The organism is Limnothrix sp. HT2024, from assembly GCF_059138625.1.
The window spans coordinates 792,401-809,573 of record NZ_CM181121.1 but is presented as its reverse complement, the minus strand read 5'-3'; the positions used below and the strand labels follow the sequence as shown (position 1 = coordinate 809,573).

Below are 17,173 nucleotides of genomic sequence, written 5' to 3'. Positions count from 1 at the left end.
ACTCCAAACGTAGGGTTCATGGGAGTACGGCCCCATGATGACGGAATGGTTGGCTTGTTCTCCCACGCCCCGAGAATTAAGCGCCACTAGGGTAATACGACAACCCGAAAGCCAAAGTTGAGGCCGATGAGACCAGCCTCCGCATTCCAAAAAATACATCTAAAGACCCACGGGCCGCAGCGCAAAAAATGTTTCATTCATGCGCTCGCCAATCACATTGAGTTCTTGCTGCAAATTGTCAATGAACTCATGGAGACCCCGATCGATCACTTCATCCACTGAAAAATAGCTGAGTTCTGCTAACAACCGTCCCAAGGGCCGCTCCACAGGATTGCTCCAAGTGCCCGTCGGTGTTCCGGTAATTTCATGCAAGGATTTTTGGGACTGCAACAGGCAAAATTGCACCGCGCGGGGAAACTGTCGATCGAGCAATAAAAACTCCACAACTCCCGTGGGCGAAATGCGGTGATTGCGCCACTTTTGATACATTTCATAGGCGCTGGCGGACTTCAACAATGCAATCCATTGGAGGCGATCGAGCGTTGTGCCCACATCCTGCACCGAAGGCAGCAGAATGTAATATTTCACATCCAAAATTCGCGATGTTTTATCCGCCCGCTCCAGAAATCGGCCCACCTGTCCAAAGTGCCAGCCTTCGCCGTGGGTCATGGTGGCATCGGTCACGCCGTAGAGCAAATGACTCGCCAACTTCACCTCATTAAAAAACTTATCTAGGTCAACGGCTCCCGCGCTGTAGCTGGCGGCCGCTTCCTGAACCATTAAATAAAACGCATTAATTTGTTCCCAGACTTCCGTAGACAGAATTTCTCGGATCGATCGAGCGTTTTCCCGCGCTGATTTTAAACAAGACAAAATCGAATTGGGATAATTCGCATCAAATGTTAGAAACTGAATCACATTTTCAGCGGAAGCTTCCCCATAATTGGCCTGAAAAAGTGCCAAGTCTCCCGTGGTCATCAACAGAGGTTTCCATTGTTGAGTCACACCCGCAGGGGAATCTAAACTCAGCTTGAGATTGACATCAATAAATCGGGCCACATTTTCCGCCCGTTCCACATAGCGATTGAGCCAATAAATCGAGTCCGCAACGCGACTGAGCATGGTGATTTAAAGGATGAATTTCAAGGGGTGATTCCGCAAGAAGCCTTGATCGGGGAAAGTTGCCTAGAGCATACCTTAAACATCCCAGTCGGTTCCAGGATTGCTTCAGTGTGAGCTGTGGCCGCCATTCCCCAATCAACACATTCCTCAACCATCCACCTTGGCGATCTCGCCCTACAAACGAGCAACACCATCTAGGCGAGCGGCCGCTTGCACCGCAGCGGCCACCGCTGGAGCCACGCGCGGATCAAAAACTGAAGGGACGATCGTTTCGGGGCCCAACTGCTCATCGTCCACCAATGAGGCGATCGCCAAGGCCGCATCCAAGAACATGCGTTGGGTGAGTTTGTTGGCCCGGCTGTCGAGGGCCCCCCGAAACAGGCCCGGAAACGCCAACACATTGTTGATTTGGTTGGGATAGTCACTGCGGCCGGTGGCGATGATGGCCGCTTTGCCGATGATCAGTTCCGGTTGAATTTCCGGAACCGGGTTGGCCATGGCAAAGACGATCGGGTCTTTGGCCATGGATTCCACCATGGGCACGGACACCACCCCGGGCGCACTGACTCCCAGGAAAATATCAGCACCGACCATCGCATCGGCCAGGGTGAGCGGCCCGGGGCGATCGACTGCAAAGTCCTGCTTTTGGGGGTTCAAATCGGTGCGATCGAGCGTCAGCAGCCCCTTCGAGTCGCAAATGGCAATGTCGGTGGCTCCGGCCGTGCGCAGCAGTTGGGCGATCGCGATCCCCGCCGCCCCTGCCCCATTGATCACGATTTTGACCGCCGATAGGGCTTTACCCACATATTTCAGGGCATTGGTCAGGGCCGCCAAGGAGACGATCGCCGTGCCGTGTTGATCGTCGTGGAACACGGGGATATCCAGTTCCTCCTTCAGCCGCTTTTCCACTTCAAAACAGCGCGGCGCGGCGATATCCTCCAGGTTCACCCCCCCAAAAACCGGCGCAATCCGCTTCACGGTTGCCACAATTTCATCGGCATCTTGGGTGGCCAAGCAAATGGGAAAGGCATCCACCCCGCCAAATTCCTTGAACAGCATGGCCTTGCCTTCCATCACCGGCAACGCCCCTTCGGGCCCCAAATTGCCCAACCCCAGCACGGCGCTGCCATCGGTGACGATCGCCACCATGTTTTGCTTCACCGTCAGCTCATAGACCCGATCGGGCTGGTCAGCAATGGCCCGACAAACGCGACCCACCCCCGGCGTGTAAGCCATGGCCAAATCCGCCTGGCGATCGAGCGAAATCTTGCTATTGACGGTGATTTTGCCGCCCTGGTGCAAGGCAAAGGTGCGATCGGCTGCTGCCAACACCAATACCTCCGGAATTGCCTTCACGGCTGCCACAATGGCCTCCGCGCCCTCGGTGCTGGCCGCATCCACTGACAAATCCCGGATGGTCTGTTGGCGATTTTGCTCCACGAGGGTGATATCACCCAAGTTGCCCCCAGCGTCTGCGATCGCCTGAATGACCCGGGAAAGCATTCCCACCTGGTTGGGCAACTGAAGACGCAACGAAACACTGAAACTGGGATTTGGCGTTAGTTTAACCACGAACCGATCCTTCCCGAATAGCAGGTTAATGAGTTAGAAGCTGACAAGACAGGCATAACTAAAGCTCTATAATCTACCACCCATGAGCCGTTGGCCTTGGGCGATCGGTCAGGAATTGCTGAAGATTTTTGCTCAGGTCTGAGGGAATGCCTGAACAGTCAAAGCCCTTACCTTAGTAGGTCTCATTAGCTTTCGAGTATCATTAATCGACAAGAAGATGATCAATCTTGATGATTAATTCGGTAAATGACTTGGGCAGTTTCTAAAATATTGTTACGCCGAATGGGATTATGGCTTTGCTCAATGGCGCGTCGAGTCACCAAGTCCACGGGGCGGTTCTGAAAAATCCTGCTAAATTCACATTCAATTGTGTATAGATCCAGCAGTGTAACCTTAGCGATCGGGGAAAAGCTAATTAATAAATCCACATCGCTATCGTCCCGAAATCGATCGCCAAGAATTGATCCGAATAATGCAACTTCAGTGATCTGCCAATCATCACACAACAACATCAGTTTTTGACAATCCACGGTGAGACCTGGCTGAAGCGTAATTGAGCGACACAGAGGCTTCGCTTGATCGCACTCAACACCATCAAGGCAGTTGGTCATGGAGTGAGTCATGGCAGATCGCAATTGAACTGAAGTTTTGATTGCATTTCAACTGAATTTGACGCGATAGAGGGCAAATACATCGCCTTCGCGCGTGGCGGTCACTTTGCCACCGGCTGCCTGAATAAGTTTTTTCCAGGCGATCGGCTCTTCCAAGAAAACCTCCGCCCCCAAATAGGTTTCCAAAATTGCCCAATTTTCCGCTAAGGGTAATTCGGGCAAAATGGCATCGAAGACGAATAACCCACCGGGCTTCAGGAGGGGCTTGACCCGATCGACCACGGCGGCCCAATAGTCGATCGGGTAATAACAGCTCACCCCCGTGGCAATCACCAAATCAAAGAACCCTGGCTCATAGTTCAGTTCATGGGCCGGCTGACAATGCACGCCCTTAAACAGTTTGGAGTTCAGTTGCGGCCCCCGCGCTGTTAACAAATCGCAGGCGACGCGAGCCACATCTTGTCCATAGAAAAAGGCTTGCCAATCGCGCCAGGGATAAAACAAAAAACTGCCCCCACAACCCAAATCTAAACAGCGCCAACCTTTTTGGGGCTTTGCCAATTCCCAAAAGGGGGATGTGATCCGGCTGGTGAGGGATCCAGTTGCAAATTCAGGATAGAGCGGCAAGGCGGCCACTTCGTCGGGGACTTCAAAGGCCTCACCGCGATATTCTTGGTTATATCGAGCGGCAACGGCTTGAATTTGGGCCTGTAGTTCAGGGGTATTCCAATCACGAGATTGAAGTTCGGCAATGCTCCAGTTAACCAATGAATGCGCCCTCAAAAATTGGGGTTGAATGTTGCTCTAGAAACAGGGAAATAATGATTAACCTTTGAGAGCCTTTTGGAAGTTTTTGCGATAGGAGCCATTAATTAGCAAAACTGGCCAAAGTAGGGTTAGAAAAATTCGATTTTGGGTGAAGTTGGTTCGCTGAAAGCCGTTCCAAAATTTCACCCCAAAGAAGATGTAAGCCCCAAAAATCACGAGGGTTACAAGCTGAGTCATCGATCGAGCCTCTAGATACAACGGTTAAATGCGACTGAATGCTTTTGGATGCACTTGGGTGCTAATGATGCCAGCCAACGGCGATGGGAAGGGAGTGACTCCCGGGGCTTCCGGGTTCACCCTGTCTATCAGTGTAGCCAAACCGTTAGAGTAGAAAGCGGCAAAACGCAACCATCACAAGGCAATCATGGAATTTCGAGCAAGTGTCAGCAGCCCGATCGAATGGACGGGCGCTGGTTTGGCGATCGGGCTGTTTGAGTCGGAACTGGAAACCCTGGCGGGTGACTTGGCGGCCTTGAACGATCGACTGGGTGGGGCCCTGCGCGAGGCGATCGATGAGGCCGAATTTAAGGGCAAGCCCGGCAACACTGCAACCCTGCGCGTGGGCAGCAGCACACCCGTTCGTAAATTGATCTTGATTGGGTTGGGCAGTGCCGAGAATCTGCCGCTCGATCGCCTGCGCCAAGGGGCCGCCGCCGCCGCCAAAGCTGCCCGGGCCCAAAAGTGCGATCGCCTGGCCATTGCGTTCCCGCTGGCCAACCAAGAGGCGGCCGCCGCTGCCCAAGCGATCACCGAGGGGGTGCATTTGTCGCTCTATCGCGATCGCCGCTTCAAGTCCGACAGCGAAGAAAACAGCAAAACCCCCAAGCCGGAGACGATCGAGCTGTTGCCATTCCGGAATGGAACCACGGATGCAGCGGTGATCGCCCAAGGGATCGATCGGGGTGAAAAAATCGCTGCCGGAACCATTTTGGCCCGCGAGTTAGTGGCCGCTCCGGCCAATGTGGTCACCCCCATCACCATGGCCGAAACGGCCCAGGCGATCGCCGCCAACCCCGGCTGGGAACTGACCATTTTGGAACAGGAAGATTGCGAAAAACTAGGTATGGGCAGCTTTTTGGGGGTTGCCCAAGCGTCTGACCTGCCGCCGAAGTTTATCCACTTGGTTTACAAGCCCCCAGGCACGCCCCGCAAAAAGTTGGCGATCGTTGGCAAGGGGCTGACCTTCGACAGTGGCGGCTTAAACATCAAGGCCGGCGCAGGCAGCAGCATTGAGATGATGAAAACCGACATGGGCGGCGCGGGCGCAACCTTTGGTGCGGCCCAGGCGATCGCCCTATTGCAACCGGATGTGGAAGTGCATTTCATTTCCGCCGTCACCGAAAACATGATCAGCGGGCGAGCCATGCACCCGGGCGACATCCTCACCGCCTCCAATGGCAAAACGATCGAGGTGGGCAACACCGACGCAGAAGGCCGCCTGACCCTGGCCGATGCGCTCGTCTATGCGGACAAGCTGGGCGTGGAGGCGATCGTGGACTTGGCCACCCTCACGGGCGCTTGCGTGGTGGCCTTGGGGGATGAGATTGCGGGTCTGTGGGCCACCGATGAAGCCCTGGCCAACGGTTTGAAAGCCGCCGCCGCCAAGTCCGGTGAAAAGCTGTGGCAAATGCCCCTCGAAGAACCCTACTTCGACAAGATGAAATCCGTGGTGGCTGACATGAAAAACATCGGCGGCCGCGCGGGTGGCTCAATCACCGCCGCCCTGTTCCTGAAGCAGTTTGTGAAGGACACGCCTTGGGCGCATTTAGATGTGGCGGGGCCCGTTTGGAGTGACAAGGATTCAGCCCTAAATCCCGCCGGGGCTACCGGTTATGGGGTTCGTACCTTGGTGGAGTGGATTTTGGCTTAATGACTAGCTCAATGATCGGCTGAATCGCTGGTTCAAGAGACCTCTGGCGCGAATTAGCTAACAGCCCTCATCCCCCAACCCCTTCTCCCAAGGAGGGCGAAGGGGAGCCAGAAATTGGGAATTACGGCGATTTCGTTATTGGTTGTCAAGTCCCTCTCCTGACTTGGGAGAGGGATTTAGGGTGAGGGTTTTGATTGATGCAAGAGGTCTAAGGGATGGATCTGTCTGGATCAGCAACGACCGCTCCTGGTCAAGGCGCTGCGAGGACGTATGAGGCCCGCAGCGCCGACCAACGGTGAATCCATCAGATCTCCTAGCGTTTGACGAACTGGCGACGATTCAATAGAATCGGCCCCAACTCCGTAGCCTTGTCCAGGGTCAATCTTTCGGTGGTTCGGCCGAGTTGAAAGTCTGGCCGTTGCGAAATTTGCCCCCTGCAAGCAACCCAACGTTGTGTCTGGGCAAGGCGGTGCTTGGGGATGGCGGCCGCGTCCCTTGCCCATATTTGGTGTGGTGGTATGAATTTGTCTATTGAGCCTCGCGAATCCAACCCGACGATCGCCCCCCGATCGACCTCGGCCGCTGACTGGTATGCCGACCAGCTCATGGATGACTTGTTTGGGGATTTGGAGCGATCGCTCGAAGAGGGCGTGGAACTGTTGACCCCACCCCCGGAACCCTCGCCCCCGATCGCCCTGCAATCGATCGCCGTGCCGCCCTTGGTGTTGCCAGCGGAGGTGTTGCCGCCCCCGCCGCCGCCCAAAATTCAAGAACCGGATCCAGAGCTGATCGAAGCGGTGGCCGACGCGGAGCGGGCCCGGCAATCGGTGCGCCTGTTCGATCGCCTAACCATCGGCGCGGCGGCCCTGTCCCTATTGGCCACCGTGGGCCTGTGGTTCGCCAATCGCAACGAACCGGCAGCGGTGACGGCCGACGGATCCCCGGCGGCTCCCGTTGCTTCCGTGGCCAACGACGGCAGCAGCACCCCCGACGATACGGAATTTGCTGCCTATATCTCCCGTTCTTTGGATGCGATCGAGCGGCGCACCAATGGCGGCGGCCCCGCTGCCCAGTTGCCCCAGCCCCCTGCGATCGCGCCAGTGCCCTCGCAATTGCCCAACGTTGTCACCCTCAATCCTCCAAACCCCAGCCCCGCGCCGCCGGCCTCCAGCGCTGCCGTCACGCCTGCGGCCCCGGTTGGGTTTCCCCTGTCCAGCAACTTGGTGGATGCGATCGAGCGCTTAACCCGCTTGCTGGAACGGAATCCCAACTTGGCCACCAACTTACCCCAACCCAACGGAGCCGCCACCCGCCCCAGCCCCGCGCCGGCCGCTTCCCCTCAACCGACCGCCAGCCCAGCCGCGTCACCGGGGCCCGTTGCGGTTGCTCCCAGCATGACCTACGTTCTGGTGGGGGTTTTGGAATTGGGCGATCGCTCCTCGGCCTTGGTTTCCGTGAACGGCGTGACCAGGCGGGTCAGCATGGGCGAGGCGATCGGGGCCAGTGGTTGGACTTTGGTGGAGGTGGCCAACCAAGCGGCGACTCTCCGACGAGATGGCGAAACACGCTCTGTGTTTGTGGGTCAGCAGTTTTAGGACGCTTTCAAGTCCTGGTCACAACGCGAAATCCTGGCAGCAAGGGACTTCAGCCCCTTGTCTATGAGGGGTTTGGCGAAAAATTGATGGCGGGTCTAATCTGCCAAGGTACTCGGAAAGCCAGCAGCGTTATAGCCAGGAATCTCGATCGGATCGCCCCATAGCAAGTAATAATCCTCCGCATAAATCGGGAAGCGACAAAGGTCGATCGGGGTTGTTTCCGATGGGTTAACCCCCTGAATTAACCCAGCCGCTTGGAAGGCTGCTGCAATTAATTCAGAGCAGAAAAAACTAGAGTGATCTTCCTGAGCGCAGGTTAATCCCGCTTCGTCCAAGAAGTCTAAGCCTGCCAAAGCAGCTTGCACAAAATCGTAGGCACGCTTTTCGCTTTGGCGCATGAAATTCGTGAACTTTTGCAGATCCAATCGGGAGCGATGTTGCTCTCCCAAAGGTAGCCACCAAATTTGGCCATCGTAGCCATCCATCAGGGCGCTTAATTTATTGATTTGTACGCCACTTTTGGCAATTCCCGTGTCTTGGTCAAAGCAAAGGGGATGGGATTCAATGATATAAATTTCCGGTTGATCCGTGGTCAGCATATCAATTTCGAGCAGGGAGGAAGCTAGCTCCAAACTGATATGTTCCTGATCCTCCGTTGCGCTTGCACTAGGATTTTGGTCACCCTTGGCATCTGAATCAACCTCGCTATCTGGCTTGCCATCAACGTTGATCCTGCTGGGCCCATTGATCATGAATTCTGGCTGAAATACAGCACCCACATGGGAAACCGTGGATTGGGTTGAAAGGCGCACCGTTCCCGACAGGATATCGGCCCCAGCAAAGGCAATCACATCTCCCGATCGCATCTGATGACAAACTTCGTGATATTGCGCAATATTCATGATGTTTCGGGCTGTGGCTATAGTGGGTGTGTTTCAGTTGTAAACGCTGATTTCTAAAAAAGTTATTGCTCGGGAGCAATCAGCTCCAAGGCCTGTTGCAAAATTTCGGGGCGATCGACCATTGCGGCCAATTCTTCGGCCTCATGTCGCCCTTCAAAGACTTTCAAAACGGCATAATCAAACGCACTGATATAGGCTTCATCTAGGATTTCTTGTAACTCATCAACCGATAAATAATAGCCACCAGATTTTCTGCGTTTGTTTTTTCGCTGGATGTGGCGGACGGCATTCCGAATAGCAACTTCCCAAGAACGAGTCGATCGCTGTTCTGCTTTTTGTTTGATGAGATGAATCAGAAGAATAATTGCATAGCTATAGATCTGATCGACAATCGCGCTGTGCCCCATCTCTTCGAGTTCCTCAACAATTACCAATGCACCAGCTACATCACCAGCCAGCAATAGCTCATGCAATGTCAAGATTTCTTCCATAACACTGAAGCTCCCGATCGAGCTTGCGAATCAACCATGATCATTCTTGATTTTTTCAAGTAGCTGAACCAGCTTTTGGAAGCTTTGTAGATGACCCGTTGATTGGCATCGCCTACAGAGAGCTAGAAAATACTCACTCTTTTGAACTTCAGATGGATCATTTTTTGAATACTTTAATCCATGCATTCTGAAATAGTATTGCAGATATTTTTGGTGGAATCTCTGCCGTCCTCTAAATGATTGATGAGGTGGGCAGCATTCCATAGTTTCGGGATCTTTCAGAGCGATATCGTAATATTCTCGAAATTTTTCATAGTCTGCCGTTTCTTCTGCTGACAAGCCAGAAGTTCCTCCGGTTAGTTCATTATTACCCAATGCCCATGTTTCAATGCAGCAATGTTGAATGATGACATAAATTTTATGATGAACCAATGAAATTTTTGGATGATCAAGAATAATTTGATTTATTTTTTGCGTTATTTCATCAAATCGATTTTGATAAGTCTCATTCTCAGAATCAATGCAAATAATAAGGTAATCAATAGCAGAATAACCAGACAAATCAAGCATACAGGCTTCTAACAAAGAAGGTATTTTACTGTTTCTTGGCCTGCTGACCATATTAGGGTATCCACAGCCCGCGATGATTTGAAAGTTGTTATTGATCATGTCTTCCGGGCGTAAGACCTCTTGGATGCCCGGAAACAGAAATTTGAGCCATGATCGATATATTTTTGGTTCTGTCTTTGCTCCTTCTACTAAAAACAAGAGATTCATTGCTGTGCTGATTGAAATTCCCAATAGTTAATTAATTGCGTGAATTTATCCAGATTAGAACCTGTATTTAAATCTGGAATATCAGTAGAGTGATTGACATAAATAGTATTCCCTTTTCGACTAACTAATTGCCATGTCTCCCAGGGAAGATTATTGATAATGTATGGATGGTGGCTAGTCAAGATGAACTGTGTATCATTTTCATCATCCAGAATGAGGTTAGTAACATCAGATATACAGTTGATACCTAGACTGTTTTCAAATTCATCAATCAAAACGACACATTCTTTAGGTATTAGAAAAAGTTCGGATAAAAGATAAAGACTTCGCAGCATACCTGAAGAAATCCATGATTGTGAAATCCATTGATCTGATCCCTTTTCTTTAATTGAAAAGAACACTTGATATTCTTTTGAATTCTCTGGTCGAATAGCCTCGACACGAAGATCATCAACATTTGGGAAAATATCCCAAAACAAATTCTTTAAGTTCTCAAATTGGTCTTTAAAGTTATATTGCATTAGCAGAACTTTGAAAACAATAGGAACTTTAATAACTGATTGCTTAAAATCATTAAAATCACCCAGGTTATTAATCTTGAATGCAGAAGGCTCAGTCTGAACAGATAGGATAAGGCTTTCTTCAGAAAATCTTTTGTAAGATATAGCATCAAAAGCTTCAACTACTGGCTTGATCAGGTCGTCTTCTGAGAAAAGGCTTATAGCGCTCTGATCTTTTTTTAATCGTGGGAGATGTCCATAACTTCCAAAGATTAGTTTTTCAGAATCTCGTTCAAAAATAATTTTTTCTTCACAATTTTCGCCAATGACTTCGATTAATGATTCTTGAATAATTTCCCATTTATCATTTTTTTTAAAATCACTCTCTAGATTTTTTGAATCCAAGAAATCACCTTTCAAACGCCAACGATAATTCTTATTGGCATGGGAAAAAGCAATATCCCAGCTAACTCCACCTAGTATTGCTGCTTGTCCCTTTGCAACATCACAGATCAATCCGATAGAACGCAGAATCGTTGTTTTTCCAACTCCAGACTCTCCAACTAGGAGGTTGAGTTTGCGAAAATCAATAGTTTCAATAGCCCAGTCTAGATTACGGCTCTTCAGACCAAACTTTAGTTTGTTGATATTCATAGACAAATCATGATTTGATGCCAGGACTGATAATGAAACGACGATATCAGAAGATGAGTTGAGTTTTTTATTATATACTGCGCCTTTCTTATAGCAATAGAGAATTATTATTTTTTATTATTTACTAGTAAGCTTCGGTAGTGCCTAGGGTCAGTAATCATTGATCAATGAACGTCTCGCACGGCCAGTGAATTTCTGTAAAAACAACTACCTTGCAGGCACTACCTGAATTTACGCTAATCCCATCCACACTCTAGATAATCTGAATTAATCCATCCTCGAATACCATTCACACGAGAATTAGGGCCATTAACAACTTCCACGTAGTACCACTTATCTTGCTGTCTGATAAATCGCACGGCATTATCGTTGTTCAGACCAGCGATTGATCGACCACCAGGGGCAGAGCGAACAGCCAGTTGACCGCGCTGAATATTGACAACCAAGCAATACACCACATCATTTGCTTCAGCCAAATAGGTGTTTCCTGCTGATAAGACCGTGTTATTGAGCGGTTCAATGGCCCGAGATTGAGGAGCATAGCCCATGAACAGTGCGGTAGCAGAAGTAATCAAACCCAGAGAGAGTAGCCGACGAACCATACGATGACCTTGAGATACCTTAAGAGCTTACTCAGTATATCAATTACATATATGAACTGTCCTCTGATACACCAGAAGTTAATCATATCCATCAAAAAGTGAATTTATCTCAAACCTTTACAACGCATTAACGAATCAGGAAGGACGATCGCCCGTCGCCCCGGCTCGTACTACATTCGACTGAGAGCAAACGCTGATCAGTTGAACTGTCATGTCACAACCGACGATCGAATCGATCCTTCAAGAAAATCGCACCTTTGCGCCGCCTGCGGATTTGGCGGCCAATGCCGAAATTAAAAGCCTCGATGACTATCAAGCCCTGTACGATCGCGCCGCCGCTGACCCCACCGCCTTTTGGGCCGAACTGGCTGAAAAAGAACTCGACTGGTTCCAAAACTGGGACACCACCCTCGACTGGCAGCCCCCCGTTGCCAAATGGTTTAGCGGCGGGAAAATCAACATTTCCCATAACTGTCTCGATCGGCACTTAACCACCTGGCGTAAAAACAAAGCCGCTCTGATTTGGGAAGGGGAACCCGGCGACTCGCGCACCCTCACCTATGCCCAACTGCATCGGGAAGTGTGCCAATTTGCCAACGTCCTGAAATCCCTCGGCGCGCAAAAAGGCGACATCATTGGCATCTACATGCCGATGATCCCAGAAGCCGCGATCGCCATGTTGGCCTGTGCCCGAATTGGCGCGGCCCACAGCGTCGTGTTTGGTGGGTTCAGCGCCGAAGCCCTGCGCGATCGCCTCAACGATGCCAAAGCCAAACTGGTGATCACCGCCGATGGTGGCTTCCGCAAAGACACCGCCGTGCCCCTGAAAGTCCAGGTCGATCGCGCCCTGGACAACAACGCCGCCCCCAGCGTCGAAAACGTGCTGGTCGTGAAGCGCACGGGCCAAGAAGTCCATATGGAGCCGGGCCGCGACCATTGGTGGCACGACCTGCAACAGAACGCCAGCGCCGACTGCCCCGCCGAGCCAATGGACAGCGAAGACCTGCTCTTTGTGCTCTACACCTCCGGCAGCACCGGCAAACCCAAGGGAGTCGTCCACACCACGGCGGGCTACAACCTCTACACCCACATGACGTTCAAATGGACGTTCGACATCAAAGAGACCGATGTCTATTGGTGTACCGCCGATGTGGGCTGGATTACGGGCCACAGCTACATCGTCTACGGCCCCCTGTCCAACGGAGCCACCACCCTGATGTATGAAGGCGCGCCCCGATCGTCCAACCCCGGCTGCTTCTGGGATGTGATTGAAAAATATGGCGTAACAATTTTCTACACCGCCCCCACCGCGATCCGCGCCTTCATCAAAATGGGCGAGCACCTGCCCAAGGCCCGCAACCTCACATCCCTGCGCCTGTTGGGAACCGTCGGCGAACCGATTAACCCGGAAGCTTGGATGTGGTACTACCGGGTGATTGGTGGCGAGCGCTGCCCGATCGTTGATACCTGGTGGCAAACGGAAACCGGCGGGTTCATGATCACGCCACTACCGGGGGCGATCCCGACCAAGCCCGGTTCCGCCTCCAAACCCTTCCCCGGCATTCTGGCGGATGTGGTAGACCTCGATGGCAACCCGGTAGGCGACGGCGAGGGCGGCTATCTGGTCGTGAAGCATCCCTGGCCGAGCATGATGCGAACGGTGTTTGGCGATGACCAACGGTTCCGCAGCACCTATTGGGAGCACATCGCGCCCAAGAATGGTCAGCATTTTTACTTTGCGGGCGATGGCGCGCGCCGGGATGCCGATGGTTATTACTGGATCATGGGCCGCGTCGATGACGTGGTGAACGTGTCCGGTCACCGCCTGGGGACGATGGAGGTGGAGTCGGCGCTGGTATCGCACCCGGCGGTGGCAGAAGCAGCCGTGGTGGGCAAACCGGACGATCTGAAGGGCGAAGACATTGTGGCGTTTGTCACCCTGGAAGGAACGGCGGCGGCCAGCGAGGAGCTGATCAAGGAGCTGAAACAGCACGTGGTGAAGGAAATCGGGGCGATCGCCCGGCCCGGTGAAATTCGCTTTACCGATGCGCTACCGAAGACGCGATCGGGCAAAATCATGCGCCGTCTGTTGCGATCGCTCGCCTCGGGCCAAGAGGTTTCTGGGGACACTTCAACCCTGGAAGATCGCTCCGTCCTCGACAAACTCCGCGAAGGATCGTAATTGCTAGACTATGGGCAGGGTGGAGAGTCTTCTACCCTGCCCAAAATACCAGTTCAATCCCAATCAGATCAGTCCTATGTCCAGTAACAAAACTATGCTTTCGGTGGGCGCAATTACAGTTGGAGAAATCGTACTGCCAACCTATCAGTTTTCACAAACTGAATATGCATTTCCTTTGCATACGATTTTGCAATTTTTAAAACTTGAGAATCATCACTTCCCACAGGAACCAGAATTTTTTATCACAATTAATACTCAAACAGGCTCACCTGAAAAATTTATTTCTATTGAAACCCTTGTTAAATTCCTGATTGACCTATTGCAGAAAGAACACCATTCTCAAGCCACGGCAATATTGCAAAGTCTCGCAATTCATGGCTTTGAACTCTACTTACAGAACCGCTCTGATATGGTCTCTGATTCTGAATTTCAAGGACAGCCTGTATTCAAAACCCCCGATTCTGACAGATTCAGCACTGAACTCAAATTGAATACCTATGAAGCGTTTGAGACTGAATCACCTGATCTAGACCACCTTCAGAAAATCAGAGAGCGAAATAGGAATCTTGTAAACCTACTCGATGAGTGGAATGTCAATCCTGATTACGAATTAGATCGCACCTGGAACGAGGTAATGGCTAACTTATAGAGGTTTTTGGTGATTATTTATCTATTGAACTTTTTCACGTAATTTTAACAAAAATGGAAATCATCAACAAACTTACTATTGATACCAATATTTTAGGTCAGCTACTGAACCCTAATCCCACAAAATTTACTGAGTTAAAAAGCTGGTTTCGAGTAGTACTGATGTCTGATACTGAAATTTTTCTTCCAGGAATTGTTGATTATGAAATGCGGCGATCTTTAGAATTACAGCGCCTTAAAGATCCGAATTACAGAGGTGTTGAGCGATTAAACCGATTTTTGCAATCGGTTCGATACCTACCCATCACGATGACTGATCTGAATCTTGCGGCGACTCTCTGGGCTGATGCACGTCGCCGGGGACAAAAGACAGAACAGGATCATGATTTGGGCGGCGATCCCATTTTGGCAGCTCAGGTGAGATCGCTCTTTTCACCCTGGGCAAATGTGGTGTTGGTCACGGAAAATCGCAAGCACCTAACGCGCTATGGCATTGATGCTCGATCGTTCCAAGAAATCCTATTCCCAGAAATGAAATCATGAACAATAACCCCATACCTGAGCACTCAGAAAAGTCCTGAATTATTTAGCTGAGATGGGCTGCGATCGCCTGAACTTGCTTGAAATTCCAAAGATTGAGCTTGATTTTCAAGCTTAATCAGGTTTTCTTGAAGCTGCTTTTAGTTGCTGTTGGAGTTCATCAATCTGTTTTTGTTGCTCACGCAGCAGATGCAGAATTTCGCTCAACTCTGCCTCGCGTAGAAGATTGATTTTGTCATGTAGCAGCTCAATTTCCAGTTCCGATTTCAGATTTACTTCATGATCGTGCTTAGCCTCTTGGCGATCAATTTCATTTTGCCGATTTTGGCTCATCATGATGATTGGTGCTGTGTATGCTGCTTGGAATGACAACATCAAATTCAGCAAAATGAATGGATAGGAATCCCAATGGATCGTCTTGTTGCTGACATTGCAAAAAATCCAGAAACCTAAACAAATGGACTGGATGATGACAAATTTCCAGGAGCCAACCGTTGAAGCCACCAGGTCAGCAAGATGCGAACCCAAATCCGCTTTTTCTTTGGGTGGGTTCTCGGCGGGATTTCGTTCCCGTAGGCGCTGAATCAGCCGATATTGCTCGGGGGTGATATTGGCGCGGCTGGGGCGACGAGGATAGCCAGGAGAATTGACGGGCATAACGCGATCTCGTGGGAGAAAGTTAGCACTAGGATATTGAGGCTTAAGGGGTTGTGGCTAAAAATAATCGCAGCGAAAGGCAGGAGTTTCTGGTATTCACACCACTGTTGCTCCACTCCCCCCTGATCGCTCTCGGTTGGTTAACAGCAGTAAACTCAACCCAATGTTTCTCTATGCCGGTTGCCCAACACCTGTGAAAGTTCCTCTTCCGTCACCCCTAGCCTCGATCGCTCGGTTGTTTCAACAGCCCAAGATGGCTGCCCTGCTGCTCTTGGGGTTTAGCTCGGGGTTGCCCTTGCTGTTAACCAGCCGTACCCTTCAGGCTTGGATGACGATGGAGCAGGTGAACCTGAGCGCGATCGGGGCTTTTAGTTTGGTGGGATTGCCCTACTCCTTGAAGTTTCTGTGGGCCCCCTTGCTCGATCGATTTGTACCACCGTTTTTTGGGCGACGGCGGGGTTGGTTAGCCCTCAGTCAAGGGGCGATCGCCTTGGCCCTGTTGGCGTTGGGGGTGCAAAATCCCCAGCAGGGGCTACAGGGTGTGGCGATCGCGGCGGTGTTGGTGGCCCTGTTCAGCGCCACCCAGGACATTGCCGCCGATGCTTATCGCACGGATGTGTTGACTCCTCGGGAAATGGGAGCCGGAGCAGCGATCTTTGTGTTGGGCTATCGCGGGGCCCTGCTCATTGCGGGCGGAGCAGCGCTGGTGTTGGCCGATCGCTTCACCTGGCCGGTCACCTACAGCATGATGGCGGTTTTGATGGCCGGTTGCATTCTGTTGAGTTGGCTGGCTCCAGAACCGACTACCGCCCAACAACCACCCGCCAGCCTGTCGGAGGCCGTTTGGTTGCCTTTTAAGGATTTCCTCGATCGCTACCATTGGCGGCGGGGCTTGGCCATTTTGGCCTTTATTGTGCTCTATCGCTTGGGCGATTCGATGGTTAACAACATGGCCCTGCCCTTTTTGCTGCAAACGGGCTTTAGCCAAACGGAAGTGGGAGCCATTCAAGGGGTAATGGGTCTGATTGCCACCATTGTTGGTTCCTTAACGGGCGGTGCAATTCTCAGCCAAATTGGCATTGGCCGATCGCTCTGGGTCTTTGGAGGATTACAAGCCCTCAGCAATGTTGCCTATTTAATTTTGGCTTGGGTGGGGAAAAATGCCACTGCCATGGTGTTAGCGATTAATGTGGAAAATTTCTGCGGCGGATTAGCAACAGCAGGATTTACGGCATTTTTGATGAGTCTTTGTAATGCTCGTTTTTCCGCCACCCAATATGCTTTGCTGTCTAGTTTGATGGCGGTTAGTCGCGATTTGTTTTCGGCTCCTTCCGGTGCTTTAGCCCAGCAATTGGGTTGGCCCGGCTTCTTTTTACTCACGATCGGGGCGGCGCTACCGGGGTTGGCATTGTTGCCCTGGTTTGCCCCTTGGCATCAATCGAACTTGCCATCGGATCTTAATCAATAGACTGCAACCCCAGCTAACTTCAGCCTGAGAGGATCTTTGAAAGGCTGAAACTGCTAGCTTTTGGTTCTCATCAACCAATAGAGACAAGGGGCTTAAGCCCCTTGCCCCCACGATCGCTAGTACTTTGTAAGTCCCCCAATTTGCTTTTCAGACA

General features: G+C 51.2%; 17 protein-coding genes. 6 read left to right on the top strand and 11 right to left on the bottom strand.

The genetic code is table 11. The features are described 5' to 3' along the window. Positions 1–159 precede the first annotated feature (159 nt). The 5 genes from AC2IAX_RS03370 to AC2IAX_RS03350 form a co-directional block, all read right to left on the bottom strand. Positions 160–1,122, bottom strand: a complete 963-nt coding sequence (locus tag AC2IAX_RS03370) for an alpha-E domain-containing protein (RefSeq protein ID WP_494389329.1) — start codon at positions 1,120–1,122, stop codon at positions 160–162. 174 nt (positions 1,123–1,296) lie between these two features. Continuing rightward, on the bottom strand, positions 1,297–2,694 hold the full coding sequence (locus AC2IAX_RS03365; protein ID WP_494389328.1) for an NAD-dependent malic enzyme: 1,398 nt from the start codon (positions 2,692–2,694) through the stop codon (positions 1,297–1,299). Between the two features lie 221 nt (positions 2,695–2,915). After that, positions 2,916–3,317, bottom strand: a complete 402-nt coding sequence (locus tag AC2IAX_RS03360) for a nucleotidyltransferase family protein (protein WP_494389327.1) — start codon at positions 3,315–3,317, stop codon at positions 2,916–2,918. 36 nt (positions 3,318–3,353) lie between these two features. Then, positions 3,354–4,073 (bottom strand): class I SAM-dependent methyltransferase, encoded by a 720-nt coding sequence (locus AC2IAX_RS03355; RefSeq protein WP_494389326.1) that lies wholly within the window; start codon positions 4,071–4,073, stop codon positions 3,354–3,356. A gap of 57 nt (positions 4,074–4,130) precedes the next feature. Further along, positions 4,131–4,310 carry a hypothetical protein gene (locus tag AC2IAX_RS03350; RefSeq protein WP_494389325.1) on the bottom strand — a complete coding sequence of 60 codons (180 nt, stop codon included), beginning with the start codon at positions 4,308–4,310 and terminating at the stop codon, positions 4,131–4,133. A 187-nt stretch (positions 4,311–4,497) separates the two neighbouring features. Between AC2IAX_RS03350 and AC2IAX_RS03345 the strand changes: the two genes are divergently transcribed. Both AC2IAX_RS03345 and AC2IAX_RS03340 read left to right on the top strand, forming a co-directional pair. Continuing rightward, positions 4,498–6,003 (top strand): leucyl aminopeptidase, encoded by a 1,506-nt coding sequence (locus tag AC2IAX_RS03345; protein WP_494389324.1) that lies wholly within the window; start codon positions 4,498–4,500, stop codon positions 6,001–6,003. Positions 6,004–6,482: 479 nt separating this feature from the next. Continuing rightward, positions 6,483–7,598 (top strand): hypothetical protein, encoded by a 1,116-nt coding sequence (locus AC2IAX_RS03340; protein ID WP_494389323.1) that lies wholly within the window; start codon positions 6,483–6,485, stop codon positions 7,596–7,598. Between the two features lie 95 nt (positions 7,599–7,693). Here AC2IAX_RS03340 and AC2IAX_RS03335 read toward each other — a convergent pair whose 3' ends face one another. The 5 genes from AC2IAX_RS03335 to AC2IAX_RS03315 form a co-directional block, all read right to left on the bottom strand. Then, the gene (locus tag AC2IAX_RS03335; protein WP_494389322.1) at positions 7,694–8,500 is read right to left on the bottom strand and encodes a hypothetical protein; all 807 of its coding nucleotides are present in this window, start codon (positions 8,498–8,500) and stop codon (positions 7,694–7,696) included. A gap of 62 nt (positions 8,501–8,562) precedes the next feature. Next, positions 8,563–8,991 (bottom strand): DUF29 family protein, encoded by a 429-nt coding sequence (locus AC2IAX_RS03330; RefSeq protein WP_494389321.1) that lies wholly within the window; start codon positions 8,989–8,991, stop codon positions 8,563–8,565. Between the two features lie 30 nt (positions 8,992–9,021). Next, positions 9,022–9,768 carry a hypothetical protein gene (locus AC2IAX_RS03325; RefSeq protein WP_494389320.1) on the bottom strand — a complete coding sequence of 249 codons (747 nt, stop codon included), beginning with the start codon at positions 9,766–9,768 and terminating at the stop codon, positions 9,022–9,024. After that, positions 9,765–10,922, bottom strand: coding sequence for an AAA family ATPase (locus tag AC2IAX_RS03320; RefSeq protein ID WP_494389319.1), 1,158 nt, complete (start codon positions 10,920–10,922; stop codon positions 9,765–9,767). Before AC2IAX_RS03320 ends, AC2IAX_RS03325 begins: the two co-directional genes overlap by 4 nt. Before the next feature lie 236 nt (positions 10,923–11,158). Then, complete coding sequence (locus AC2IAX_RS03315) at positions 11,159–11,524, bottom strand: SH3 domain-containing protein (protein ID WP_494389318.1); 366 nt, start codon at positions 11,522–11,524, stop codon at positions 11,159–11,161. Positions 11,525–11,735: 211 nt separating this feature from the next. Here AC2IAX_RS03315 and acs point away from each other — a divergent pair, with 211 nt between their 5' ends. The 3 genes from acs to AC2IAX_RS03300 all read left to right on the top strand — a co-directional run bounded on the left by acs (position 11,736) and on the right by AC2IAX_RS03300 (position 14,897). Further along, entirely contained in the window at positions 11,736–13,706 is a 1,971-nt protein-coding gene (gene acs, locus AC2IAX_RS03310) for an acetate--CoA ligase (RefSeq protein WP_494389317.1), read from the top strand. A gap of 76 nt (positions 13,707–13,782) precedes the next feature. Then, positions 13,783–14,355, top strand: coding sequence for a hypothetical protein (locus AC2IAX_RS03305; protein ID WP_494389316.1), 573 nt, complete (start codon positions 13,783–13,785; stop codon positions 14,353–14,355). A gap of 53 nt (positions 14,356–14,408) precedes the next feature. Then, the gene (locus AC2IAX_RS03300) at positions 14,409–14,897 is read left to right on the top strand and encodes a type II toxin-antitoxin system VapC family toxin (protein WP_494389315.1); all 489 of its coding nucleotides are present in this window, start codon (positions 14,409–14,411) and stop codon (positions 14,895–14,897) included. 111 nt (positions 14,898–15,008) lie between these two features. Here the strand turns inward: AC2IAX_RS03300 and AC2IAX_RS03295 are convergent, their stop codons facing one another. Then, positions 15,009–15,422 carry a DUF1003 domain-containing protein gene (locus AC2IAX_RS03295; protein ID WP_494389314.1) on the bottom strand — a complete coding sequence of 138 codons (414 nt, stop codon included), beginning with the start codon at positions 15,420–15,422 and terminating at the stop codon, positions 15,009–15,011. Positions 15,423–15,744: 322 nt separating this feature from the next. On the opposite strand from AC2IAX_RS03295, the gene AC2IAX_RS03290 reads away from it, so the two are divergent. Further along, positions 15,745–17,019, top strand: coding sequence for an AmpG family muropeptide MFS transporter (locus AC2IAX_RS03290; RefSeq protein ID WP_494389313.1), 1,275 nt, complete (start codon positions 15,745–15,747; stop codon positions 17,017–17,019). The last annotated feature ends 154 nt before the right edge of the window (positions 17,020–17,173 follow it).